This is a genomic window from Syntrophorhabdaceae bacterium (assembly GCA_028698615.1).
Taxonomy (GTDB): Bacteria; Desulfobacterota; Syntrophorhabdia; order Syntrophorhabdales; family Syntrophorhabdaceae; genus Delta-02.
Genome location: JAQVWF010000010.1, coordinates 29959 through 54515, shown reverse-complemented (window position 1 = coordinate 54515; position 24557 = coordinate 29959). Strand labels below are relative to the sequence as shown.

The window sequence follows — 24557 nt, the reverse complement described above, 5'->3', positions numbered from 1 at the left end:
AGGCCGTCTTTACCCCCTGAGGAGTTCGTCTATCTTTTTCGTTATGGCAGGGTCTTCCTCGATCTCTTTGATCTCGCTGAGGATGTCGTGGGAGTTCTCGCCGAAGAGGGATTCGAAGAACTCTATTGCCCGAACCTTCAGACCTGTGTCCCCTATCTCCTTCAAGGCATTCATGATAGCTATTATGGCTCTCTTCTTGCCGGTAAGCCCGATGCCCTGGATGACGAGGTCCTTGATCTCGAGGACCTTCTCTTCTTTCAGGTGCAGGAGGAGGGGGTTGATCATGTCTTTGTCGCGTATCTCCACGAGAAGGCTTATTGCGCTTCTTCTCTTCTCCTCGCTCTTGCTGTAAAGGAACTTGAGGATGGGCTGAATGTCGATGCCCCGCTCATACCTGTTCGCCGTCTCCAAAAGGGCTCTCCAGTCTCTCTTGCGGGCGACGAGGCTTGCCAGGGTTATCCCCATCTCCTCCTTTGACATCACGAAACGGTTCTGCCATTTTTCTGCAAGGTCGAGGGTCTCTTCATCGAGAAATGTCTCGTTGACGATGAAATTGCCCAGGATGTTGCGAAGCATCTTCTTCTCCTCGAATTCCACCAGGTCGAAGATGCGCCAGAGGGGTTCCCTGAGAACCCTGTTCGCGAGCACAAAACGGGAGCTTCCCCGGTGCTCTATCTCGCGGAGAATCCCGCGGTCCCTCAGGGAACAGACAATAAAGGCTATCCGCTCATGGGGAACAGCCGTCTCATTATGTATATCGTCAATGCCGTATTGTTTCACGATCGGTCCCGAGAGGTCGACAAAAACAGACAGGATGAGGGCCAGTTCGCCATCGTCCTCGATCCCTTTAAGGGAATCGCTCACGACGCCGTCGATCTCCTCGGCTGCACCCCTCGCGAACTCCTCGCTCAGCGCCAGGACGTCCCCATTGCCTGCCGCCTTCCGGGGACTGGCAGGCGTGAATCCATGAAGTCTCTTCTCGAATGCCTTCAACTCGTACAGAGAGGATATGTGCATGCCCTGAAATACCCTGTACCAGTCGAAGAAGGTCTCCTTCTCACCGCAGAGTATAAAATAGGCGCCCGGCTCCGTAAGCATGAATTCGACAAAACGCACAAGTTTTTCCCGTTCTCCCTGGTCCATCAGGACGATCTTCTCCAGACCGTCGATGACAAAGAAGCATGGCCCCGAATTGAGGAGCGTCTTGCACAGTGAAATGATATCGAGATCGTCGACGCGGGGAATGTTGTGCCTCTTTCCTATCACATCGCGCAGCTCCTTCGTCGGACGGGACCAAAACTCGCAGTAATACACATTCTGGTATACAACCGTGAGCTGCGGCAGGACAAAGGATGTGAGCAAAGTGGTCTTGCCCGTCGAGACCCCCCCTGCCACTACAACGGAACCCTCGTTAAAAAGTCTGTCGAGGATAACGGATGCCTCATCCCAGCGTTGTATGGGTATGCCCTCAAACTCGAGGTACGGCGAGAACTTCGGTATGCTGAATACATCGCCCTCATCATGGTAAAAGTCGCTCGTGACGACCCAAACGAGGTCCCTGTACTGGAAACCGAACTTCCCGTTGACATGGTTCTTGAACCTCACGAACATGCTGTCCACATACCGCTTGACGCTCTCAAGCATGTGCGCTTCGTAAGGGAGCCTGCTGTTATAGTGAATGGAGATGATCCCTTCGCGGCTGTCGATGTCGAGCACCGCTTCACCCGGCCTCAAGGCAAGTTCATGATCGTTATAACGCTTGAGCCGATTGTGCGACAGGTCGGTAAAAAAAACATCGACAAGAAGATGGGCAAAGTTGAAAAGGTATTCGAACACCTTCATGTTCCGTATTAGGGCCTTGGAGCTGTTATCCGTTATTTCTGTCTCAAGGGGAACCTTCTTGACGAGATGGGCATAGCTGAGGGAATTGATGGCCTCCACCGCCCCTTCTGGAATATCAAGACGGCGCGCTATCTCGTAATTCATAAAAACGCCCTTTACGTCCATGTCGCGGGCGTTGAGAATCTCTCCATTGAGAGGCCAGTCGAATTCCTTCAACAGGGAGAGATCATGAAAATATATGGTGCCGAGCAGGGCGAAGATCTCGCCGGAGAACATCTCTTCGGTGCGGTCCTTCGGGTCGGGGATGAGCTTCTCTATAATGCCCTTCAAGCTCTCCACGTGCTCCCCGATTGGGACGTTTATACCCGGGAAAAGCCTCTTTTCACAATAGTCCCTGAGGTCCAGGAACCTTCGATAGAGCTTTAGCTCCCTTTCCTTTTCTCTAAGGACATCTTCCAGCTTCGCCTTCACCAGAGTGTTCCTCGCCGGAAACCTTCGCAAGCCTTTTGCACTATATCGATCTTAGATAGACAGGTGACGGTCAACCGACAGTTAACGATATCTCTGCCGCCATGCATATACGATGGGGCTCGCCACGAAGACGGAAGAGTACGTCCCTACGATAACACCCAGGAAAAGGGCGAACGCAAAATCGAAGAGCACCTCACCGCCGAATGCCATGATGGCGGCAAGACAGATAAGCGTTGTGAGGCTGGTAACGACGGTTCTCGAAAGGACCTCGTTGACGCTCACATTGATGATATTGCCAAAATCGTCGCGGGATTTCATCTTTCCCGTATTTTCCCTGATGCGGTCGAACACGATAACCGTGTCCTGGAGAGAATACCCGGCTATCGTCAGCAGCGCCGTAATAATAAGGAGATTGAACTCCTTGTTGAGAAGATAGAAGACGCCCGCTACGACCAGAACATCATGAAAAGTGGCTATCGTGGCCGCTATGCCGGAGAGGAAGGTAAACCTCCATGCGATGTAGATGATAATGCCGAGAAGGGCGAGAACAATGGCGATTATGGCGTATTTTTTAAGCGATTGTCCCACACCGGGGCCAACCATGTTGCTTGACAGCACCTCGAGTTTCGCTCCCTTGAACTGTGTCGAAAGGATGGAGGTTATCTTCGCCGCAACAGATTCCTTGTCCGTGTCCGAGAGCTTGGTCTTGATGAAGAAGTCCCGCGTCCCGCTGACCTCCTGGATCTGCACATCGCCTATCCCCCCGCCCGTCAGGGCAGACCTGAGTTCGCCGATACTCATCTTCTCGGCAAACCTGACCTGGACATTCGTGCCACCTGTGAAGTCGATGCTCAGATTGGCCTTGCCAAGGGAGATCATGATAAAGGCGAAGATCCCTATGGCAACAAGAATTCCCGAAATGATAAATGCCTTTTTCCTCAATGCGATGAAATCTATTTTCGTATCTTTAATGAGCTCCATCATGGGCGCCGCCTCATATACTCAGTGTTCTGGGTTTGTACTTCGTCAGTATCCAGTCAAAGATGGTCTTCGATCCGAATACCGCAGTGAAGAGATTGATGACCATACCGAAGATAAGGGTTATCGCAAAGCCTTTGATCGGTCCTGTTCCGAATATGAACAGGACAGCTGCCGTAATAAGCGTGGTGATATGGGAGTCGAATATGGCCACCCATGCCTTGGCATAGCCGCCGTCCACCGCGGCGCGAACCGTCTTGCCCAGGCGCAGCTCCTCGCGTATCCTCTCAAAGATAAGGACGTTGGAATCGACGCCCATGCCTATGGTCAGAGCAATGCCCGCTATGCCCGGAAGGGTCATCGTGGCCTTGAAGGCGGTGAATAAGCCAAGGAGATAGATGAGATTAAGGGCGAGGGCAAAGTTGGCGATGATACCCGAATAACGGTAATAAACGATCATGAATATGACGACAAAGATCGACGCAAGCAACGTGGCCATAAAACCCTTGTTGATCGAGTCCTGGCCAAGTGTTGGCCCTATGGTGATGTTCTGAACCACTTTTACCGGTGCCGGAAGGGCGCCTGCTCGAAGGACAATGGCAAGGTCCTTCGCCTCGTCCAGGGTAAAGCCGCCAGTAATGGAAGCCTTGCCGCCGGAAATCCTTTCGCGGATCTGAGGGGCCGAATAGACGGTATTGTCGAGAACTATGGCAAGCCTCCTGCCGACATTCTCCGCAGTGACCTTGTCGAAGATCCTCGCTCCCTCGGAATCGAATTCGAGGCCAACGGCTATTTCACTTCCAATATCCCTGCTGCCCATGCTGATCCTGGCATCCGTGAGAAGTTCGCCTGTCAGGAGCGCCTGCCTTTTAAGGACGATGGGAGCCGTCGTCTCCACGCCCGTTTCCCTGTTCTTCGACCTGATCTTCAGGACCTCGCTGTCGACGGAAAGGGCTCCCGGTTCACCGCCCCGGGCCGTTGCCTCTTCGTCGACGAGCTTAAATTCGAGCTGCGCCGTCCTGCCGATGAGTTCCAACGCCCTCTCGGGGTCCCTGACACCCGGGAGCTGCACCAGTATCTGGTTCTCCCCCTGCTTAACGATGACAGGCTCGGACACGCCAAACTGGTCTATCCTGTTGCGTATCGTCTCCAGCGCCTGATTGACCGCATTTTCCTTTACAGAAGCAAGCTCTTTCTCAGGAAGAAGGAATTCCATGCTCAAAAGATCGCCTTCAGGTTTGGCAATGCCTGCCTTGAGGTCCGAAAATTTATTCCCCACGACGTTGAAGAGCTTTTCCTTCTGGTCTGGACGGATGGAAACAACGATGCTGTTCCCTTTCTTCTCGATGCCGAGGAACCTCACCCCTTCGGAGATCATTGCATCCTTGAGGGCATTCATCCGCCTGTCCATGATGTTGTCCATGAGCTTCGACGTATCCAGTTCAAGGAGCAGGTGCATGCCGCCCTTGAGGTCCAGTCCGAGGTGTATCTTATCGCTGGGAAGATATTTCTTCCAAACACCCTCGAGTTCGACAACATTGGGCAGACAATAGACGATCGACAGGACAAGAAAAACGGCAATAAGAATAAATCTCAGTTTCAGTGACTTAATCACGTATTAACCTCATTAGGGTGGATTCGACAATCTACTCGCTCAAAAAGTACAACCAAATTATAACCATAACCCTTGTTTGTCAAGACAAATTTGACGAAGCGGCGAGCATGCAGGGGCAATTGCAGGTGTATTCATGCCGGCAATGATCGTGCCGGGAAGACATCCAAATATCTGGACTCGAAAAGAGCACCTGCGATATGATACACACATTGCATACATGTGCTCCGGCCCGGCGCCGGGCATGCGGGAAGCGGCCATGGACAGGGAAAACGACGAGAAAAGGATCGAGCATCTCAGGAAAGAACTGGAATACCACAATCACCGGTATTACGTGCTCGACGACCCCGCGGTGACGGACAGGGAATATGACGGCCTCCTGCGGGAGCTCGCCCGCCTCGAGACGGAGCACCCGGAATTTGCCGAGCCCAATTCACCGACGCAACGCGTGGGTTCACGGCCCCTCGACGCATTCACAACGGTTCCCCACACGGTTCCCATGCTGAGCCTCCAGAACGCCATGGACGAGGATGAGGTCAGGGATTTCCATAAGCGCGTCACGAAGCTCCTCGGGACGAGCGACGTCGAATATGCTATGGAGGTGAAGATAGACGGGCTTGCCGTCGAGCTCGTCTATGTCAACGGCGTCTTCACGCTGGGTTCCACACGGGGGGACGGCTACGTGGGCGAGGATGTGACGCAGAATTTGAGGACGATACGGGCTATACCCCTTCGCCTTCGCGCCGATGGCAACACACTATTGCCGGAACGTCTCGAAGTGCGCGGAGAGGTTTACATGGGGAAAAAGGAATTCCTTGCCCTGAACGGAGAGCGGGAACTGACAGGGGAACCGCTCTTCGCGAACCCCCGAAACGCGGCGGCGGGCTCCATCCGCCAGTTGGACCCCAAGGTCACGGCGACGAGGAAGCTCAGCATCTTCTGCTATGCCGCCGGCCAGATCACGGGCGAGGTCTTCACCACCCACATGAACTTCCTGGAGCAGTTGGGGAAATGGGGATTCAGGGTCAACGACAAGACCCGGCTGTGCCACACCATCGAAGAGGTTGTGGATCAGTACAACCGCATCAGATCCATCAGGGAGGAGATCCCCTACGAGATAGACGGCACCGTCATCAAGGTGAACAGGACCGATCACCAGGCGGCCCTCGGAAACGTCTCGCGCTCGCCCCGCTGGGCGATCGCCTACAAGTTCGAGGCCGTGGAAGAGGAGACAACGGTCAAGAAAATCGATATCAGCGTCGGGCGGACGGGTGCCCTCACCCCCGTGGCCCACCTTGAGCCTGTCATTGTGGGCGGGGTGGAGGTCTCACGGGCCACTCTGCACAACGAGGACGAGATAGCACGAAAGGACGTCAGGGTGGGAGACAGGGTCATCGTCACCCGGGCGGGCGACGTAATCCCCGAGGTCGTCAGGGTCCTTGATGCCGGCAGACCCGGCCGTGCTGAGCCCTTCCCGATGCCTGAAAAATGCCCCGCCTGCGGCGAGGCCGTGGTGCGCCCCCCCGGCGAGGCCATACGGCGCTGCGTCAACATAAGCTGTCCCGCCCAGATCAAAAGGAGCATAGAGCATTTTGTCTCAAAGCGGGCCATGGACATCGACGGCCTGGGGACAAAGCTCGTGGAACAGCTCGTCGACAGGCAGATCATCCGCGACGTGGCGGACCTCTACGATTGTATAACGAAGGAAACCCTCGCCGGGCTGGAGCGGATGGCCGACAGGTCCGCCGGGAACATCATCGACGCCATCGAGGCATCAAAGCGCAGGCCCTTTGCCAGGTTCATGCATGCCCTCGGCATCCGGCAGGTGGGTGAACACGCGGCTGGCCTCCTGGCGGAGCGCTTCGATTCCATCGAAAAGCTCATGTCGGCGGACACCCAGCTGCTTCTTGCCATACCCGAGATCGGGCCCGAGGCCGCCAGCAGCATCACCGCCTTCTTCCGGGACGCGAAGAACCGTGAAACGATACGAAGGATCCTCGCCGCCGGTATGGAATTGGAATATGAACAGGGCGGCTCAAAGAAACTCGCCGGCCTGACCTTCGTCTTCACCGGCTCTCTTTCAAACATGTCGCGCGACGAGGCCCGGGCAAAAGTCGAAGACCTCGGCGGCAGGACGGCCTCCTCGGTAAGCAAGAAGGTCAGCTACGTCGTGGCAGGCGAAGAGGCCGGCTCAAAGCTCGGCAAAGCCCGGCGGATAGGCCTGAAAATATTGACGGAACAGGAATTCGAGGAGATGCTGGCTTAGCGGAGCGGTGAGCAGTATCTTTTAACAATTCTATTGACTCAACGTGCCATTCCCTGTAGAAGAATAGCTGGAAACCATGTTTGCGATACTTGGAGGAACATCACTGATCGACTGCCGGATCTTCTCCGGCTGGCCCGAGGAAGCGGTAAAGACCCCTTTTGGCACCGTCACCGTTAAAAAGGGGGACGGAGTCGTCTTTGTCCAGAGACACGGCAGCCCTCCCTTGCCCCCTCACAGGATACGGCACCGGGCAAACATCGCGGCCCTCAGGGAACTGGGAGTGAACAGGATAGTGGCCGTCAACTCCGTGGGGAGTCTCAGGTTCTCCCTTGAACCCGGCACCCTCCTCGTTCCCGACGATTTCGTCTCCCCCTGGCACATCGAAACCTTCTTCGACGATGAGATGCGTTTCATGATACCCGTGATGGACGGGAACTTTGCCCATGAGGTGTTCGTGGCATGCAGGGAGCACTCAATGGCGGTGCGGATGGGCGGCACCTACGTCCAGACCATCGGGCCGAGACTGGAGACACGGGCCGAGATCAGCATACTCAAAGGTTACGGGGACATCGTCGGGATGACGCTCGCCTCCGAGGCAACCCTCGCCATGGAGATGGACCTGTCCTATGCCAGCATCTGTTCCATTGATAACTATTGCCATGGCATAGTTGAGGTGCCCCTGACCATGGACGAGATACTGGCGAACGTATCACGAAACCTCACAACCATCGAGATCATCCTCAATGCCCTCATCACGCGGGGCCTCTCGTGACGATCCTCATCAAGGGCGTCCTCCTCGACGGCGCCGTCAGGGACATCTTCATCGACAGCGGCGTCATCGTCGAGATCTCTCCGTTGTGCACCCGTCCCGCCGACAAGACGATAGACGGCAGCGGCAAGGCCGCCCTGCCCTCGCTCATAAACGGCCACACCCATGCCGCGATGACCCTCTTTCGGGGATATGCCGACGACATGCCGCTGAAGACCTGGCTCGAGGACAAGATATGGGTCCTCGAATCGAAGCTCACCGAAGATGATGTCTACCGGGGGGCAAAACTTGCCTGTCTGGAGATGATCAAGAACGGTGTCACCGTCTTCAACGACATGTACTGGCACTGGGAGGCAACCGCCCGGGCCGTCAATGAAATGAAGATACGGGGATTCATCAGCGCCGTCTTTATCGACATGTTCGACGGAGGCAAGGGCCGCGAGCAGATAGCCCTGAACCGCGACCTCCACGCCCTTTCGAGAAACTATGAACCTTACGCGACCTTCACTTTCGGTCCCCACGCGCTCTACACGGTGTCCAGGGCCAGCCTCGAATGGATGCGCGATTTCTCCGCCGAGAAGGACATCCTCATCCATATGCACCTCGCGGAAACTGCCGATGAGACCCGTTTCTCGCAGGAACAATATGGAATGTCCCCGGTGGAGTTCCTCGATTCCATCGGCCTCTTTTCCGAGCGCTACATCGGCTGCCACGGCTGCGCTCTTGAAGAGGCAGACGTCGATATCCTCAAGGCGCGCCACGCGAGGCTCGTCCATGTGCCCGTCTCCAACCTGAAGCTTGCCGTGGGAAGAGTCTTTCCCCACCGTCTCATGCAGCAGGCCGGTATACCCTACTGCTTTGGGACAGACGGGTGTGCCTCCAACAACCACCTGGATGTCCTGGAGACGATGAAATTCGCCTCCCTCCTGGCAAAGTTCCATACATCGGACCCGACGATGCTGCCCGCACGGCAGACCTTCGACATGGCCACCCGGACTGCCGCCGATATCTTCCGTCTCGGCGAGTGGTCCATCAGGGAGGGCCTGAGCCCCGACATTATCCTTATCGACCTCAAAAGACCGGAGTTCGTTCCCAATTTCGATATTCATTCCGATATGGTTTACGCCGCAAACGGCTCTGCCGTGGACACGGTCATCTGCATGGGAGAGGTTCTCATGGAAAACCGCGTCGTTCCCGGTGAAGAGGAGATCATGACACGGGCCGCCGAGGCGGCTCACGACCTCGTCAAGAGATGATATTTATCTGCGATGTCATGCTGGGAAAGCTTGCCCGTTACCTGAGGGTCCTGGGCTTCGATACCCGCTACGTCCGCCGCAGAGATGACCTGGAGGCATTCCCCGCCCCCTCCGTCGAATCCCTCTTTCTGACAAGGAGACAAGGCCGGGGCACCCGCCCCCACACCGTCGTGGTCCTCGATGACAATCCCGAAAAACAGCTCCTCGAGATAAGGGATATCGTGGAACAACACGTTGACCGCTCGGCGTTCATGACGCGCTGCCTCGAATGCAACACGCCCCTCGTCGATGCGCCCAAAGAGAAGATCGAGCCCTTCGTCCCCGAGTACATATATCACCACCACGACAGGTTCAAGACCTGCCCGTCTTGCAGGAAAGTGTACTGGGAGGGCTCCCATGCCCATGAGATGCATGAGTGGATCGGTAAGCTCATCGAACCGGATGGTTCATGAGCCAACGGGCACAAGGGCTTACGAGGCAAGGTTGATGAAAAGAGGATTTCCCTTCGACGAAATGATGGAGGTCCTTATGGATTCTTTCCCGGAGGAGGCGGCGCCGGTCATCACCCGCATATCCCGCGGTGAAATGAGCGATCCCTTTACAATCCTCGTAGGGACCCTGCTTAGCCTTCGGACAAAGGACGAGACCACCGAAAAGGTCATGGAGACGCTCCTGCCCCGGGTGAGGACACCCCGGGACCTTCTGAGGATCCCCGAGAGCGAACTGGAGCGGATGATCTATCCTGTCGGGTTTTACCGCACCAAGACAAAAGTGCTCAAGGAGGTGGCAGGCGTTCTCATCGACCGCTTCGGCGGAAAGGTCCCCGATACCATCGAGGAACTTCTCTCCATAAGAGGGATTGGCCGCAAGACGGCTAATCTCGTCGTCACCGAAGGGTACGGAAAACCGGGCATCTGCGTGGATACCCACGTCCACAGGATCTCGAACCGGCTCGGGATCGTTTCGACAAGGGATCCCCACCGGACCGAGGAGACGCTCAGGCAGGTTCTGCCCGAACGATACTGGATCGTATACAACTCCCTCCTGGTCACCTTCGGCAAACGGATCTGCACCCCGCTGTCGCCCAAATGCAGCCGATGCCCCATCGAGCATCTCTGCGCAAGGAACAAAGTGACAAGGTCAAGATAGGGAAGCATTATCGTAACGATGTGTTTTCATTTATTCTTGCCGTTGACAGCCCGATGCGGCTCTGATATATTCAACAAGCCTCTTGAAGGCGATGGCGCGCCGAACCCCATGAAAAAGATCCTTTTCTACACCCACAACATATTCACAAAGGAAAATCCTGTGGGATACAGGATACAGCAGTATTTCCCCTATCTCGAAAGAAGGGGCTTCAAGGTTTCCCTGCTGACGACGAAGGCAGACCTGGCCACTGTCCTCAAGGCCGCCTCACGGTCTGATGTCGTCGTCGTGCAAAGATTGTTGCTCAACCCCGTGAAGCTCTCCCTGTTCAAGATGTTCGCAAAGAAGATGGTCTACGATTTTGACGACGCCGTCATGTACGGCAATAAGGGTGAGAGCGCGACAAGACGCAATCGATTTGCCGCCATGGTCAAGGCCTCGAAAGCGGTCCTGTGCGGGAACTCTTTCCTCATGGAGGAGGCGGGGAAATACAGAAGGTCCGACATCCACTACATGCCGACAACCGTCGATATCGACGAATACCCCGTGAAAGAGCATGGCGGCCGAAAGACCTTTGTCGTCGGATGGATAGGAACGAGGTCGACGCTCAGGTATCTCGAGGGGATCCGGGATCTCATCCTTTCCATCACGGATGGAGGGGGGATCGAGTTCAGGGTCATTGCCGACAGGCCTTTCGGGGTCCACAAACAGGGTATCACCTTTCAAAAATGGAACAAGGACCACGAAAAGATGATGCTCCTCGACCTTGACATGGGCATCATGCCTGCCGGGGATGATATATGGTCCCGGGGTAAGTGCGGCCTGAAACTGATCCAGTACATGGCGACGGGACTGCCTTCCATTACAAACCCCGTGGGTGTTTCGAAGGAAATGGTGACGGACGGGGTGAACGGTTTTTTGAGGACCGACCCCAGGGGATGGGAAGAGGCAATACGGACCCTGAGCGGCGATCTTCCCCTGCGCGCGCGCATGGGGGAGGCGGCACGGAAGACAGCGGTTGAAAGATACTCACTGCAGGTCTGGGGCAAGAGATTCGCTGAGATCGTAGATTCCTTATGAAAGACCCTGAAGGCTTGATAACCGGCAATATCAATGGCATCGAGTGGCACCTCGAAGACGGCGGGCTCACAGAGGTCTTGAAGCCCTTTGCCCACGAGGGGAACGAGCGAAGATTCTACGGGGTATATCCCTTCGGGGAGGGCAGGGTCTTCGTCAAGTCCTTCCTTGAAAAAGGCCTTATAGGGACCGTGAGGAACAAGGTGAATCCCCGGGGAAGGATCGAGTACCTCCTGAGCCGCAGGCTGGCCTCTCTGAACATATCGACGCCGCGGTCCTACGGCTACGGATCGGGACCGGGAACCTCCTGCGTCGTCCATGAGTACATCGCCGGGGAAAGCTTCATAGACGCCTTCCAGGGGTCCCCGCAAAGGGGCCATCTCGTCATTGCCCTCGCGGAACTGTTAAAGGCATTGGAGAAGGAGCGTGTCCTGCACAACGACCTGCACCTGAACAACGTGCTCGTTGCAGACAAGTCGCTCTATCTCATTGACCTCCACAAGATGCGGATAAAGAGGTCCTTCACCCCGCAGGACGAGATCTCGAATCTTTCCCACGCCCTTGCCATGGCTTACTGGATAATGACTCCCGATGAAAAAGAGACCTTCTTCCGTCATTACGGGAAGGAGGGGATACGCCCTGCAGTGGAAAGGACGCTCAAGGCCATGCATATGCGATGGATCCTTCGCAAGCAGCAGAGGGCCTTCGAGAACACGTCGAAGACACGATGGCAGGACGGACATTTATACATCATCGGAAACGAAGGGCGCTGCCGGGGCGTCTTTGTGGAGACCATCAAGAAAGACACGAAGGTCATCGTGGAGAGGTTCACCGACCACGTAACGAAGACCTACGGCGGCAGAAGGAGGCTGAAACGGGCATGGAAGGCGCACGTTGCCCTTGTATACCTCGACCTTCCCATCATCCCGGAGACATTCTGCCTCAAAATGCCTGCTCTTTTTCGGCACGGCCATATCTCAATGGAGGATCTCGGCGGAAGAGGCGAGGAATTGGACCGGTATGTGGACAGGATATATGACACGGCGTCGGCCAGAGAGAGGGGCCTCCTGGCGGACGTTTTTGCCGGTTTCCTGCGAAATGCGCTCAAGATCGGCATTGTCCACCGTGATCTCAAGGCGTGCAACGTGTTCAGGCTCGATGACGGCACCTTCCGTTTCCTCGATGTCGAGGACATCACCTTCCGGGAAGCAGACGGCGATGTCCTCGAAAGGATGCTCCTTCAGCTGAATACCACGCTGCCCAAAAGGATCACGGCGAGGGACAGGCTCAGATTTTTCATAAGGCTCACCGCTTCGTCGGGTCTCGACAGGAAGCTGATGCTGGGGAATGTCACGCGAAAGTCCTCCGGGAGAGAGATAGTCTACCAGGGAACGGGGGGGTTAAAGATCGAATCCTGGTGACATTCTTTTTTTTACCTTTACAAAGAGGATTGTTTTTTGGTAATTTTGCAAAACATATGGAAAAACTGAAGTACGCTATTCTTCTCTTGCTGATTTTATGCCTTCCTGTCCTGGCTCAGGCTCAAGACCCCGAAGGGGTTGTAAAAGTTGAAGTCACCGGAAACGAACGCATCGATACAGCCTTCATATCCAACAACATCAAGACCAAAGCAGGTGACGCGTACAACCTCGACAAGCTCCGCGACGATATGAAAAACATATACAAGACGGGTTTCTTCAGCGACGTTCAGATAGACGTGAAAGATACCGACAAGGGCAAGAGCATCACCTTCGTCGTGATCGAAAGGCCTCCTGTCAAGTCCATCCTCATGTCGGGAAACAAGAAGATCAAGACCGACGACCTCAAGGACAAGCTGAAGATCAAGACCGGCACCGTCCTCAATATCGAAAAAGTGAAAGAAAGCATGGACGAGATCCGGAAGCTCTATGCCAGCAAGGGCTATTACGCCGCCAAGATCACCTACGAGATAGACTACGGAGAAGCCTATGACGCCACGGTCAACTTCGTGATAGAAGAACCGCAGCTCTCTTACGTCAGGAAGGTGGCCTTTACGGGCAACAAGACCTTCAAGGACAGCAAACTGCAAGGCTACATGAGGACCAAGGAAAAAGGCTGGTTCTCATGGTTCACCGGATCGGGCATACTCGATGAGGATGTCCTTCTGGAAGACCGCAGGAACATTGAAGCCTTTTATCATGATAACGGTTATACCAAAGTGCACGCCGGCGCGCCCGACATACAACTCTCCAAGGATGGCAAGAGCATTTCCATCACAATAGCCATCGAAGAGGGCGCCAAGCACACCGTCGGAACCATAGATTTCGCGGGAGATGTCATCTTCCCCCGGGAAGAGCTTCTTCGCAAGATCAAGACGGAACCAGGCAAACTCTTCAGGACCACCGTTTTCTATGAAGACGTCCTGGCATTGACAGACGTCTACCAGGACAAGGGATACGCATTCGCCGAAGTCGCTCCCCTGACCACCATAGACGACACCAACCATGTGGTCAATGTCACGTTCAACGTGGTCAAAAACCAGGAAGTATACTTTAACAGGATAAACATGATCGGGAACACGAGAACCCGGGACAAGGTCATACGTAGGGAACTGAAATTTGCCGAGGGCGATCGTTTTTCCATCACCGCCATCAAGGACAGCAAGAAGAAGCTGAAAAATACGACATTCTTCAAGGACACGGATTTCAAGATCGTCAAGACCGATGATCCCAGGAAGGTCAACATCGACCTCAGCATCGAAGAGAAACCGACGGGTACCTTCAGTATAGGCGCCGGTTACAGCACATCGGAGAAGGTGATCGTCTCCGGGGCGGTCTCAGAGGACAATTTCCTGGGCACCGGCAGGAAGATGGTCCTCGAGGCGGCTCTCAGCAGCTATACCACCGAGTTCAGGTTCACCTACCTCGAGCCTTACATCTTCGACAAGAACCTTTCGGCCGGATTCAGCGTCTTCAACTTCAAACGGTACATGGACACCTACGACTACAAGAGGATGGGAGGCAACGTGTCCCTCATCAAACCCCTCACCGACGACATCAAGGGGACCGTCAAGTACCGGATCGAGAACGTCGACGTGACAAACATCTCCAATGATGCCAGCACCTACATCAAGGAACAGGAAGGCACCAGCCTTACGAGCAGCATGACCTTCAGCGTGGGCAAGAACACAATAGATGATGTATTGAATCCCACCAAGGGCATAAACAGCGGCATATCCGTGGAAACGGCAGGCGGTCCCTTTGGCGGGGACAACTATTTTTGGGCCGTGACGGCATTCTACGGCAGGTATATCCCCATAAAGTTCTGGGAGAGTTCCTTCTTTGTCAAAGGCACGGCCGGATCTATTCGGGGTTACAGCGGCAAGGAAGTCCCCATTACTGAGAAATTCTACGTCGGCGGTCTCAGTTCGATCCGCGGTTTCCGCTACGGTGAAGCCGGGCCCATGGACGAGAACGACGAACCTATCGGCGCCAAGAACCAGATGTATTTCAATCTTGAATGGATATTCCCCATCTATAAGCCAGCGGGTGTTAAGGGAGTCGTTTTTACCGATAGCGGCGCCGGTTTCGACGATTTCAGCAACCTGAGAATGAGATCGTCCGCAGGGCTCGGTATACGCTGGTTCTCCCCGCTTGGTCCCATCCGCCTTGAACTCGGATTCAACCTCAACCCCAAAGAGAACGAAAGGAAAAGTCTTTTCGATTTTGCCATCGGCACCCAATATTAGTAAGGAGGCTTTATGAAACGCTTTATTACGGTCCTTTTTGTCGTAACCATTCTGCTGACACCGCTCGCGGCGATGAGCCAGTCCGTCTCCATCGCATACATAGACCTGCAGAAAGTGATGCTCGAATCGGAGCAGGGCAAGCAGATCCGGAACATCCTGACACAGGATGCGGAGAGGCTGAAGAAGAACCTGGACGGAAAACAGGCCGAGCTGCAGAGACTTAAGGACTCCGTCGAAAAACAGGGCGCCACCATCACGGCCGACGCCCGGGCAGAGAGGGAAAAACAGTACCAGTCAAAGCTCAAAGATTACCAGAGACTCTATAACGACTACCAGACGGAGTTGCAGCAGAAGGACATGGAATACACCCAGAAGGTCCTCAAAGAGGTCGAGGGAGTGGTGCGCGCCCTCGGCGAGAAGGAAAAGTACTCCCTCATACTCGAGAAGAGCCAGGCTGGTATTCTCTACGCCACTCCCGCGATAGACATCACGAGCAGGGTGATCACCCTCTTTAACGAAGCGGCGAAAAAGAAACCTATCAAGTAATGATCACGCTGAGGGATATCGCTGCCGCAGTCAAGGGAGATCTGATCGGTGACGGGGATATCCCGATTCATGGCATTGCCGGCATTCAAGGCGCCACAGAGGGCCAGATCAGCTTCCTGACCCATGGCAGCTATCTGAAACACGTCCCGCAGTGCAAGGCTTCGGCACTGATAATCGGGAGGAAAACATCCCTTGACGATGTTGCGGGGATGAACGTGATCGTCGTCGACAACCCGGACCTTGCCAGCATAGATGTGGCGGGGATGTTCCTGGAGGCACCATCGATGCCTGCCGGCATCGATTCTCGCGCCTTCGTCAGCCCCGAGGCGACCGTGGACGCAAGCGCTTCCGTGGGGCCTTTTGCCTGTATAGAGAAGAAGGCGCGTATCGGAGAGAATGTCATCGTTTATCCTTTCTCCTATATCGGCCCCAACGTCACCATCGGCGAAGGCAGCGTCATCTACCCCCACGTCACCATCTACCGGGACACGACGATCGGGAAGAATGTGATCATCCACGCCAACAGCGTGATAGCCGGCGATGGTTTCGGCTATGTCTGGGATGGTACGAAACACGCCAAGATACCCCAGGTGGGTTCCGTCATTATTGAGGACGATGTCGAGATCGGCGCCAACACAGCCATCGACCGCGCATCCCTTGAGACCACGGTGATCGGCCGAGGGACAAAGATCGACAACCTCGTTCAGGTGGCCCACAATGTCACGATAGGACAGAATTCCATTATCGTGTCCCAGGTGGGCATCGCCGGCAGCGCTCACATCGGGAACCACGTGGTCCTTGCGGGTCAGGCAGGCGTAAGGGACCATGTGACCGTGGGAGACCAGGTCATGGCCGGGGGCCAAACAGGCATCACCAAGGACGTGCCCGCAGGGTCTCTCATCTGGGGAACCCCGCACATGCCCCACAAGGAATGGATGAGACTCCAGCTTTATATGAAAAAACTCCCCGCCCTTTTCGAAAGGATCAAGGAGATGGAAAAGAAACTCTTACGGGAGGAAGATGATGACCGACATAAATGAGATACTGACCCTGCTGCCTCACAAATACCCTTTTCTCCTGGTGGATCGTGTCATCGAGTTCGAAGAGGCGAAACGGATCGTCGCCATCAAGAATGTGACCATCAACGAACCATTCTTCCAGGGCCACTTTCCCGGCAGACCCATCATGCCGGGCGTTCTCATCCTTGAGGCAATGGCGCAGGCCGGCGGTGTCCTGGCCTTTCAATCCTTCCCTGGCATGAAGGGTACCGTCTTTTTTACGGGGATTGACGGTGCACGGTTCCGAAAGCCCGTGATACCCGGTGACCAGCTCAGGCTCGTCGTCGATGTTGTGAAGCATAGAAGAGAGATATGGGTCTTCGAGGCAAAAGCGTTCGTCGAGGACGACGTCGTGGCTGAGGCCCGCATTATGGCCATGCTTAAGCAGGAGTGAGGGACACAGAGTGATACATCCAACCGCCATTGTTGACAGGAACGCGCAGATCGCAGAGGACGTCGAGATCGGCCCTTATTGCATCATAGAAGGGGGTGCGGAGATCGCGGCGGGGAGCCGTCTCGAGAGCCACGTGGTCGTACAGGGGAACACGGCCATAGGCGAAGGATGCATCGTGAGCCCTTTTGCTTCCATCGGCGGGCCTCCCCAGGATATCGGCTATAAATACGAACCCACCCGGGTGGTCATAGGCAGGAACAACACCATCAAGGAATACGTCACCATCAACAGGGGCACCGCCAAGGGAGGCGGAGTCACGCGGATCGGGGACAACAATTTCATCATGGCATATGCCCACATTGCCCACGACTGCAAGGTCGGGAACCACATCATCATGGCGAACGGCGCAACCCTGGCGGGTCATGTCGAGGTCTCCGATTTCGTCATTTTCAGCGGGCTCTGTGCCGTCCACCAGTTCTGCAGGGTCGGGAAATACGCATTCATCAGCGGACTCACGGGCATCCCAAAGGATGTTCCGCCCTTTGTCATTGCCGCGGGCGACAGGGCAAAGCTCTACGGCCTCAACCTCGTCGGTCTTGAAAGACGCAATTTTTCCAAGGACGAGTTGACGAAGCTGAAAAGGGCATATCGCCTCCTTTTCAGGTCCGCCCTCCCCCTGAAGACCTCCCTCAAGATCATCCGGGAGGAGCTGGACGGGGACAACATCGGCTACCTCATCGAGTTCATAGAGTCATCGACGAGGGGAATATGCCGGTAAGTGTAGCCCTTATCGGACTCGGCCACATGGGTCGCATCCACCTCGGCAAGCTGTGCTCATTCGAGGGCGTCAAGGTGAACGCCGTTGTCGATGTCGACGGTGCCCTTGCCGCCGAATACGCCGACAAGTACGCCGTCCCGTCGTTCTCCCGTTATTCCGATGCCCTGCCGGGTGTGACGTGTGCCGTTATCGCAACCCCCACCGAGTCCCATCATACTATCGCAAAGGCCTGCCTCGAGCGGGGCGTCCACGTTTTCCTCGAGAAACCCATCACGGTGCTCCCGGAAGAGGCAAAGGAGCTCATCGACATGGCGGCCGCGAAGGGACTCGTGCTCCAGGCGGGGCACCTCGAAAGGCTCAACCCCGCGTTCAGGCAAGCTCTCCCCCTCATCAACAGGCCGAGGCTGATCGAGGCCCGCAGGATCAGTCCCTTTACAGGCCGTTCCACCGATGTGGACGTTGTCCTTGATCTCATGATCCATGATATCGATCTCGTCCTCTCCCTTGTCCGCGAGGAGGTTACAGATGTCTGTGCACAGGGCGTCCCCTTTTTCACGGACCAGTCCGACATCGCCAGCGCCCGCATCGAATTCTCCGGCGGATGCGTGGCAAACATAACAGCGAGCCGCGTCTCCACGTTTCGCGAGCGCTCTCTCACCATTTACGAAGAGGACAGGTATTTCTCCCTGGACCTTATGCAGGGAAAACTTGCAAGCATCATGAGGAATGAAGGCGGGCAGGCGGATACAACGGAGTATACCTCGGCACAGATGGATCCTGTCAAAGATGAACTGCTCGAGTTCGTCGGGGCCGTCGAAGGCGGTCCGACCCCGAGCGTCACCGGTACCGACGGCCTGAAGGCGCTTGAGCTCGCAAGCAGGATCCGGGGCTGCATTGCAGGCAAACAGGATACATCACATCGATAAGAAGATATTCATATCTGCGGGAGAGCTGTCCGGGGAAACCCACGCCTGCCATCTCGTCGACTCCCTTCAAACAACCGGAAGCTTTCATATAACCGCCATGGGATCGGAGGGGCTCGCCGCACGAGGCGTGGCGATCGTCAGGGACTACCGCGACATCTCCGTCACCGGGCTCAGCGAGGTCGTCTCCCACATGGGTCACATAAAGAGGGCCTTCGATGCCGTCAAGTACCATATCAGGACGGAGCGCCCCGATCTTGTGGTCCTTGTCGATTTTCCCGGCTTCAACATGAGGATAGCCCGCTTCGCCCGTTCCCTCCATATTCCCGTCATCTACTTTATCCCGCCCCAGGTATGGGCCTGGAAGCGCAGCCGCATGGAGAAGATCAAAAGATATGTCGACATGGTCATCTGCATCCTTCCCTTCGAAGAGGACCTCTATGCGAAGGCCGGGGTCCCGGCGACCTATATCGGCCACCCCTTCGCAGCAACAGTGCAGCCCTCCCTGGGCCGTGAAGAATTCCTCGGCAAAACTGGTATGACCGTGGATGGCCCCATCCTGACCATCATGCCCGGCAGCAGGCGTAACGAGATAATGCGGCACATGCCTGTCCTCTCGGAGGTTCTGGCCATTATGCGTCGAACCCTTCCCGGTCTCACTGTCCTTCTTCCCCTCGCCGACAACATAGACGAGAGGGTCGTAAGGCCCTTCCTTCGGAACATCCCGGGGGTCGTACTTGTGAGACAGGACTCCCATAACGCCCTGGCATACTGCGATGCCGCAATCGTGGCTTCAGGCAGCGCCACCCTCGAGGCGGCGCTCCTTGAGACGCCGACGGCCATCATCTACAGGATATCCTGGCTGTCCTATGCCATTGCACGCCTCATCGTCCACGTCGACTTCATCGGTCTTCCCAACATCATTGCCGGCAGGGAGGTCTTTCACGAGTTCATTCAGCGTCTCGAACCCGAAATCATTGCCAGGGAGGCGCTTTCTATGATAGATAAAGGGAGACAGGGCGTTGCGGGCGAATTGGGATCGATAGTTGATAAGCTGAAAAGGCAGGATTCCTACCGGCTGGCCGCTGACGCGATAATAAACTTTCTCGAGAAAACATGAACCTCTACCTGAGACTTCTTAGATTCGCATACCCCTACAAGACAAAGCTTATCATCGCGATGATCTTCATGTCGCTGTGCTCGGGGGCCCAGAGCTTAAGCGCATACCTTGTCAAACCCGTCCTTGACTCCATATTCTTCGAGAAGGACATGTCAAAGCTTTACATCATGCCCGGTCTCGTCGTGCTTCTTTTCCTCCTCAAGGGCACGTTTGAGTATGTCCAGGGCTATTTCATGGGCTACGTGGGCCAAAGGGTAGTCACCGATATCAGGAACCTTGTCTTTTACAATATGCAGAAGCAGCCCCTCTCCTTCTTCGACAAGACACCGACGGGCTCGAACATCTCCCGCATTGTCAACGATGTCGCCCTCGTCCAGAACACCGTTTCCGATTCCGTAGCCGCGGTCCTGAAAGACGCCTTCACCATCATCGGGCTTGTCATAGTGGCTTTTCGCATGGAATGGAAACTCACACTCATAGCATTTCTTATCCTGCCTTTCTCCATTTACCCCATCGTGGCCTTCGGCAAGAAGCTCAGGAAGATAGGACTCCATATCCAGCAATACATGGCGCGTATCACCAGTTTTCTCCATGAGACCATCACCGGCCAGAGGATCGTCAAGGCCTTCTCCATGGAGGAGTACGAAAACAAGAGGTTCACCGCGGAGAACGAGTTGCTCTTCAACATATCTATGAAACGTACGAAGATCCGCGCACTGTCCCACCCCGTGATGGAGGTTATCGGCGGGGTTGCCGTCGGGGTCGTCATCTGGTACGGCGGCAGGGAGGTCATCCTGGGAAACTCCACCCCCGGAACGTTCTTTGCGTTCATGGCAGCCCTCATCATGCTCTATGAACCCATCAAGAAGATCAACAAGGAGAACCACAACGTCCAGCAGGGCCTCGCGGCAAGCCAGCGCGTCTTTGAGATCATCGACAGGGAGCCCGAGGTGCTCGAAAAACCCGATTCGGCGGAGCTTGGGAGGATAGAGGGCGTGATAGAGTTCGAGAATGTCTCATTCCGGTACGATGAGAAAATGATCGTCAACCACATAAACCTCAGGATCGAGAAGAACGAGGTGATCGCCGTTGTCGGGAAAAGCGGCGCCGGGAAAACAACACTCGTCAACCTGATCCCCAGGTTCTACGACATCAGCGAGGGCCTCATCAGGGTCGACGGCGTCGACATCCGCGACGTCACACTTGATTCCCTGAGAAGGAACGTCGCCCTCGTCACCCAGGACGTCATCCTCTTCAACGATTCAATCCGGAGCAATATCGCCTACGGCGTAGAGCCCGACGAAGAGCGGCTCTTCGAGGCGGCGAAGATGGCCTTTGCCCACGATTTCATCCTCAAGCTTCCCAAGGGGTACGACACCGTCGTCGGCGAGAAGGGAGTGCGGCTTTCCGGAGGTCAGAAGCAGCGCATCGCCATTGCCAGGGCCCTTTACAAGAACGCGCCCGTCCTCATCCTCGACGAGGCGACGAGCTCCCTTGATGCCCAGTCGGAGATCGAGGTCCAGAAGGCCCTCGAGAACCTCATGAAGGGCAGGACGACGATCATCATCGCCCACAGGCTCTCGACGATCATCAACGCTCACCGCATCATCGTCATAGACAAGGGTATGATCGTCCAGGAAGGCCCGCATGCCACGCTCATCGAACAGGAGGGACCCTACAGAAAGCTCTACGAGCTGCAGTTCCGGGAAGGGGCGCGCAAAAAGGTCATCCCCATAGGGAAAAAACACTGATGAAGAAGAGAATGAAATCCCTCCTCATGCTCCACGTCATGCCCCCCATGGTCTTCGCGTTCCTCTGGGCCCTGAGGCTCACACTGCGCATCAAACACGTGAACCGGCCGCCCGATGAACAATGGGGGAGCCGCTTCAATTACATCGTTTGCTTCTGGCACGGAAGGCTGCTCATGATGCCCTTCGCAAAGAAAGGCGGCGGGGGAAAGGTGCTCATCAGCCGCCACAGGGACGGGGAATTCATCGCAAGGATAGTCAATTACTTTGGGATAGGCACCGTCCGCGGCTCGTATAGAAAGGGCAGCGTATCCTCGCTGAGGGAGATTCTCCATGATCTCAGGGACACAATCGACATCGCCATAACCCCTGACGGCCCCAAAGGGCCCCGCTTCGCCGTCAAGAAGGGTATCGTGGAGCTCTCGAGGCTCTCCGGCAAGGCCCTCCTCCCCGTAAGCTACGGTGCACGTAAAAAAAAACTTTTCATTCCTGGGACCATTTCATACTTCCCTATCCCTTCTCAAAGGTTGTCTTTTTCTGGGGAGACCCTATCCTTGTAGGGCATGACCTCGACGCCGAGGAGATCGAGAAGAAGCGCATAGAACTCGAGACAACCCTCGTTCAGTTGACTCAAAAAGCAGAAGAAGCCGCATGTGGAAAGTGATCTATAATTTCCTCACCCTTTGCTCCCTACCCGTTTTTACGGTCATCGGCCTTTCCAACGCAAAGATGAGGAAGAACTTTCGCGAGCGCCTTCTACCCAGCGTGAAAGGCAAACCCGCCCGTGGAGCGTGCATGATCCACGGGGCATCGATAGGCGAGGCGATAATAGCCGAGAGCGTCGCAGATTACCTGGCGATGAACGGAGGCCCGGGGAATTTTCTTTTCACAGCAAACACCTTCTATGCCCGGGAGATGCTGGAGAAACGGCAGGGTGCCAGAGAGGGCAGAGAAACGGCGTCCCTTCCCTTCGACCTTCGGTTTTCCGTCTCCAGGTTCCTCGACCACCACAGGCCGTCGGGGATCATCATCGTGGAGACGGAGATCTGGCCCAACCTTATATGGGAAGCAGGCAGGCGGGGCATCCCGGTGGTCATCGTCAATGGCCGCATATCAGACAATACCCTTGCAACCTACAGGAGACTGTCCGTCTTCATGAGACCGGTACTCGCGGGGATCGATGCCGTCATCGCACAGTCCGATGAACACAGGAAGCGTTTTATATCCATCGGAATGGCGACGGAACGTGTCTTCGTCACGGGCAATATCAAGTACTACCGCCCCGTCGGCGAAGGCCCGCGCCACAAAAACACCCGCGAAAAGATCATTACCATCGGAAGTATAAAGGAAAAGGAACTAGAGGAGATATACAAGGCAGTGACGCTCCTCAAGGCCGACTTCCCCGACTACAAGCTTTTCATAGCGCCCAGGGAGCTGCATCTCGCCGTCACCATCGATGAAGAGCTTTCGAAGTCCTTCCGGACCGCCCGCTATTCCAGGATCAAGGGAAAGGAACAGCAGGGGAATCCCGACATCGTCATCGTCGATACCGTGGGGGACCTCATGGAGATCTATGCGAGGAGCATGGCGGCCTTCGTCGGCGGTTCTCTTGCGCCCTATGGCGGGCAGAACATGCTGGAGCCTCTCTTCGTCGGCACACCGGTGTTATTCGGCCCACACACGGAAAACTTCAGGGACATTGCCGCCTCTATTCTCGAGAAGAAGGCAGGTCTTCTTGTCGAGACAGGCAGCGACATGCACCTGGCCGTGAAGAGACTCCTTACCGACGATGCCTTCTACAGATCGACACAGGAGGCCGGCCGCGGCATCGTCGCCGACCAGAGGCACGTGATGGACGAGACCGCGCGAATCATCAGGGGCCTTACCGGGCTATCGATGAAAGGAGGGGTCTGAGACTGGAACCCTTCGATAGACTTGTCTGGCTCATGGAGAGGCTCAGAAGCGATGAAGGATGTCCCTGGGATCGCAAGCAGAAGGTCTCGGCCTTCAAGACCTTCATGCTCGAGGAGGTCTATGAGATCATCGAGGCCATCGAAAAAGAGGACATGCAGGAACTCAAGGAGGAACTTGGGGACCTCCTCTTCCACATCGTCTTTATCGCCCAGATATGCAAGGAACGAGGCGCTTTCGACATTAAGGATGTCATTGACAACGTCTACGGGAAGATGTATCATCGCCACCCCCACGTCTTCCGGAAACAGGTGCTCGACGCCCCCATAGAAGTGAAGTGGGAGGAGCTCAAAAGAGAGGAGAGGCAGGACTACTCGCTTCTGGCAAACATCCCCCCTTCAATGCCGGCGCTTCTTCGGGCGTATGTGATAACAAAGAGGGCGGCAAAGGTCGGGTTTGACTGGAAGGAGATCGGGGATGTCTATGACAAGATGTACGAGGAGATAGCGGAGCTGCGTCAGGCGCAAGCCGCAGGCGAGCCCGGGCACATCAGGGAAGAAGTGGGCGACCTCCTTTTCACCATTGTCAACATCGCCCGCTTCCTGTCCGTAGATCCCGAGGATGCTTTGAGATCAACCTCGGACAAGTTCACGCGAAGATTCAGTTACATTGAGAGCAATACCGATATTCGGGATGCTGACACCGATACGATGGAAAGGCTTTGGAACGACAGCAAGTCTCTCGAGGACACAGGCGACTAGGCCCCTGATTTATTCAGCTTTTATTACGTTTGCCGCCTGAGGGCCTTTCGGCCCCTTCACAATCTCGAATTCCACCTTTTCGCCGGTTTTTAGTGACTTGAAACCATCCTGCTGAATTGCCGAGAAGTGCACAAAAACATCCTCACCACCATCCTGTTCGATGAAACCGTAGCC

22 protein-coding genes are annotated in these 24557 nt (G+C 55.5%); 18 read left to right on the top strand and 4 right to left on the bottom strand.

The window, feature by feature from the left end; translation table 11 throughout:
- Positions 1 to 9: 9 nt before the first annotated feature.
- The 3 genes from PHC90_05735 to secD all read right to left on the bottom strand — a co-directional run bounded on the left by PHC90_05735 (position 10) and on the right by secD (position 4906).
- Positions 10 to 2313, bottom strand: a complete 2304-nt coding sequence (locus tag PHC90_05735; GenBank protein MDD3845846.1) for a hypothetical protein — start codon at positions 2311 to 2313, stop codon at positions 10 to 12.
- 81 nt (positions 2314 to 2394) lie between these two features.
- A complete protein-coding gene (secF, locus tag PHC90_05730) occupies positions 2395 to 3297 on the bottom strand; it encodes a protein translocase subunit SecF (GenBank protein MDD3845845.1) in 903 nt (300 codons plus the stop codon).
- A 10-nt stretch (positions 3298 to 3307) separates the two neighbouring features.
- Complete coding sequence (secD, locus tag PHC90_05725; GenBank protein MDD3845844.1) at positions 3308 to 4906, bottom strand: protein translocase subunit SecD; 1599 nt, start codon at positions 4904 to 4906, stop codon at positions 3308 to 3310.
- A 133-nt stretch (positions 4907 to 5039) separates the two neighbouring features.
- On the opposite strand from secD, the gene ligA reads away from it, so the two are divergent.
- From ligA to mazG, 18 genes are all read left to right on the top strand, one after another.
- Complete coding sequence (gene ligA / locus PHC90_05720) at positions 5040 to 7169, top strand: NAD-dependent DNA ligase LigA (GenBank protein ID MDD3845843.1); 2130 nt, start codon at positions 5040 to 5042, stop codon at positions 7167 to 7169.
- 76 nt (positions 7170 to 7245) lie between these two features.
- Entirely contained in the window at positions 7246 to 7941 is a 696-nt protein-coding gene (locus tag PHC90_05715; protein MDD3845842.1) for an MTAP family purine nucleoside phosphorylase, read from the top strand.
- Positions 7938 to 9194 carry an amidohydrolase gene (locus tag PHC90_05710; GenBank protein MDD3845841.1) on the top strand — a complete coding sequence of 419 codons (1257 nt, stop codon included), beginning with the start codon at positions 7938 to 7940 and terminating at the stop codon, positions 9192 to 9194. The genes PHC90_05715 and PHC90_05710 overlap by 4 nt, the downstream gene beginning before the upstream one ends.
- The gene (locus PHC90_05705; GenBank protein MDD3845840.1) at positions 9191 to 9646 is read left to right on the top strand and encodes a Mut7-C RNAse domain-containing protein; all 456 of its coding nucleotides are present in this window, start codon (positions 9191 to 9193) and stop codon (positions 9644 to 9646) included. Before PHC90_05710 ends, PHC90_05705 begins: the two co-directional genes overlap by 4 nt.
- A gap of 34 nt (positions 9647 to 9680) precedes the next feature.
- Positions 9681 to 10343: an endonuclease III gene (locus tag PHC90_05700; GenBank protein MDD3845839.1), complete on the top strand. Its 663-nt coding sequence runs from the start codon at positions 9681 to 9683 to the stop codon at positions 10341 to 10343.
- Positions 10344 to 10451: 108 nt separating this feature from the next.
- Positions 10452 to 11420: a glycosyltransferase family 4 protein gene (locus tag PHC90_05695; GenBank protein MDD3845838.1), complete on the top strand. Its 969-nt coding sequence runs from the start codon at positions 10452 to 10454 to the stop codon at positions 11418 to 11420.
- A complete protein-coding gene (locus PHC90_05690) occupies positions 11417 to 12838 on the top strand; it encodes a hypothetical protein (GenBank protein ID MDD3845837.1) in 1422 nt (473 codons plus the stop codon). The genes PHC90_05695 and PHC90_05690 overlap by 4 nt, the downstream gene beginning before the upstream one ends.
- Before the next feature lie 56 nt (positions 12839 to 12894).
- Entirely contained in the window at positions 12895 to 15144 is a 2250-nt protein-coding gene (bamA, locus tag PHC90_05685; protein ID MDD3845836.1) for an outer membrane protein assembly factor BamA, read from the top strand.
- 12 nt (positions 15145 to 15156) lie between these two features.
- Positions 15157 to 15690: an OmpH family outer membrane protein gene (locus tag PHC90_05680; protein ID MDD3845835.1), complete on the top strand. Its 534-nt coding sequence runs from the start codon at positions 15157 to 15159 to the stop codon at positions 15688 to 15690.
- Positions 15690 to 16730, top strand: a complete 1041-nt coding sequence (gene lpxD / locus PHC90_05675; GenBank protein ID MDD3845834.1) for a UDP-3-O-(3-hydroxymyristoyl)glucosamine N-acyltransferase — start codon at positions 15690 to 15692, stop codon at positions 16728 to 16730. The genes PHC90_05680 and lpxD overlap by 1 nt, the downstream gene beginning before the upstream one ends.
- The gene (fabZ, locus tag PHC90_05670) at positions 16711 to 17142 is read left to right on the top strand and encodes a 3-hydroxyacyl-ACP dehydratase FabZ (protein ID MDD3845833.1); all 432 of its coding nucleotides are present in this window, start codon (positions 16711 to 16713) and stop codon (positions 17140 to 17142) included. The genes lpxD and fabZ overlap by 20 nt, the downstream gene beginning before the upstream one ends.
- 10 nt (positions 17143 to 17152) lie before the next feature.
- On the top strand, positions 17153 to 17920 hold the full coding sequence (gene lpxA / locus PHC90_05665) for an acyl-ACP--UDP-N-acetylglucosamine O-acyltransferase (protein ID MDD3845832.1): 768 nt from the start codon (positions 17153 to 17155) through the stop codon (positions 17918 to 17920).
- On the top strand, positions 17911 to 18846 hold the full coding sequence (locus PHC90_05660; protein MDD3845831.1) for a Gfo/Idh/MocA family oxidoreductase: 936 nt from the start codon (positions 17911 to 17913) through the stop codon (positions 18844 to 18846). The genes lpxA and PHC90_05660 overlap by 10 nt, the downstream gene beginning before the upstream one ends.
- Entirely contained in the window at positions 18785 to 19963 is a 1179-nt protein-coding gene (lpxB, locus tag PHC90_05655) for a lipid-A-disaccharide synthase (GenBank protein ID MDD3845830.1), read from the top strand. Before PHC90_05660 ends, lpxB begins: the two co-directional genes overlap by 62 nt.
- A complete protein-coding gene (gene msbA, locus PHC90_05650) occupies positions 19960 to 21714 on the top strand; it encodes a lipid A export permease/ATP-binding protein MsbA (GenBank protein MDD3845829.1) in 1755 nt (584 codons plus the stop codon). The genes lpxB and msbA overlap by 4 nt, the downstream gene beginning before the upstream one ends.
- A complete protein-coding gene (locus PHC90_05645) occupies positions 21714 to 22271 on the top strand; it encodes a DUF374 domain-containing protein (GenBank protein ID MDD3845828.1) in 558 nt (185 codons plus the stop codon). The genes msbA and PHC90_05645 overlap by 1 nt, the downstream gene beginning before the upstream one ends.
- 91 nt (positions 22272 to 22362) lie before the next feature.
- Positions 22363 to 23625 (top strand): glycosyltransferase N-terminal domain-containing protein, encoded by a 1263-nt coding sequence (locus tag PHC90_05640; protein ID MDD3845827.1) that lies wholly within the window; start codon positions 22363 to 22365, stop codon positions 23623 to 23625.
- A gap of 2 nt (positions 23626 to 23627) precedes the next feature.
- Complete coding sequence (gene mazG, locus PHC90_05635; GenBank protein MDD3845826.1) at positions 23628 to 24383, top strand: nucleoside triphosphate pyrophosphohydrolase; 756 nt, start codon at positions 23628 to 23630, stop codon at positions 24381 to 24383.
- Between the two features lie 9 nt (positions 24384 to 24392).
- On the opposite strand, the gene PHC90_05630 is transcribed toward mazG, so the two are convergent.
- A partial coding sequence (locus PHC90_05630; GenBank protein MDD3845825.1) for a cold shock domain-containing protein occupies positions 24393 to 24557 on the bottom strand: 165 nt, incomplete at its 5' end.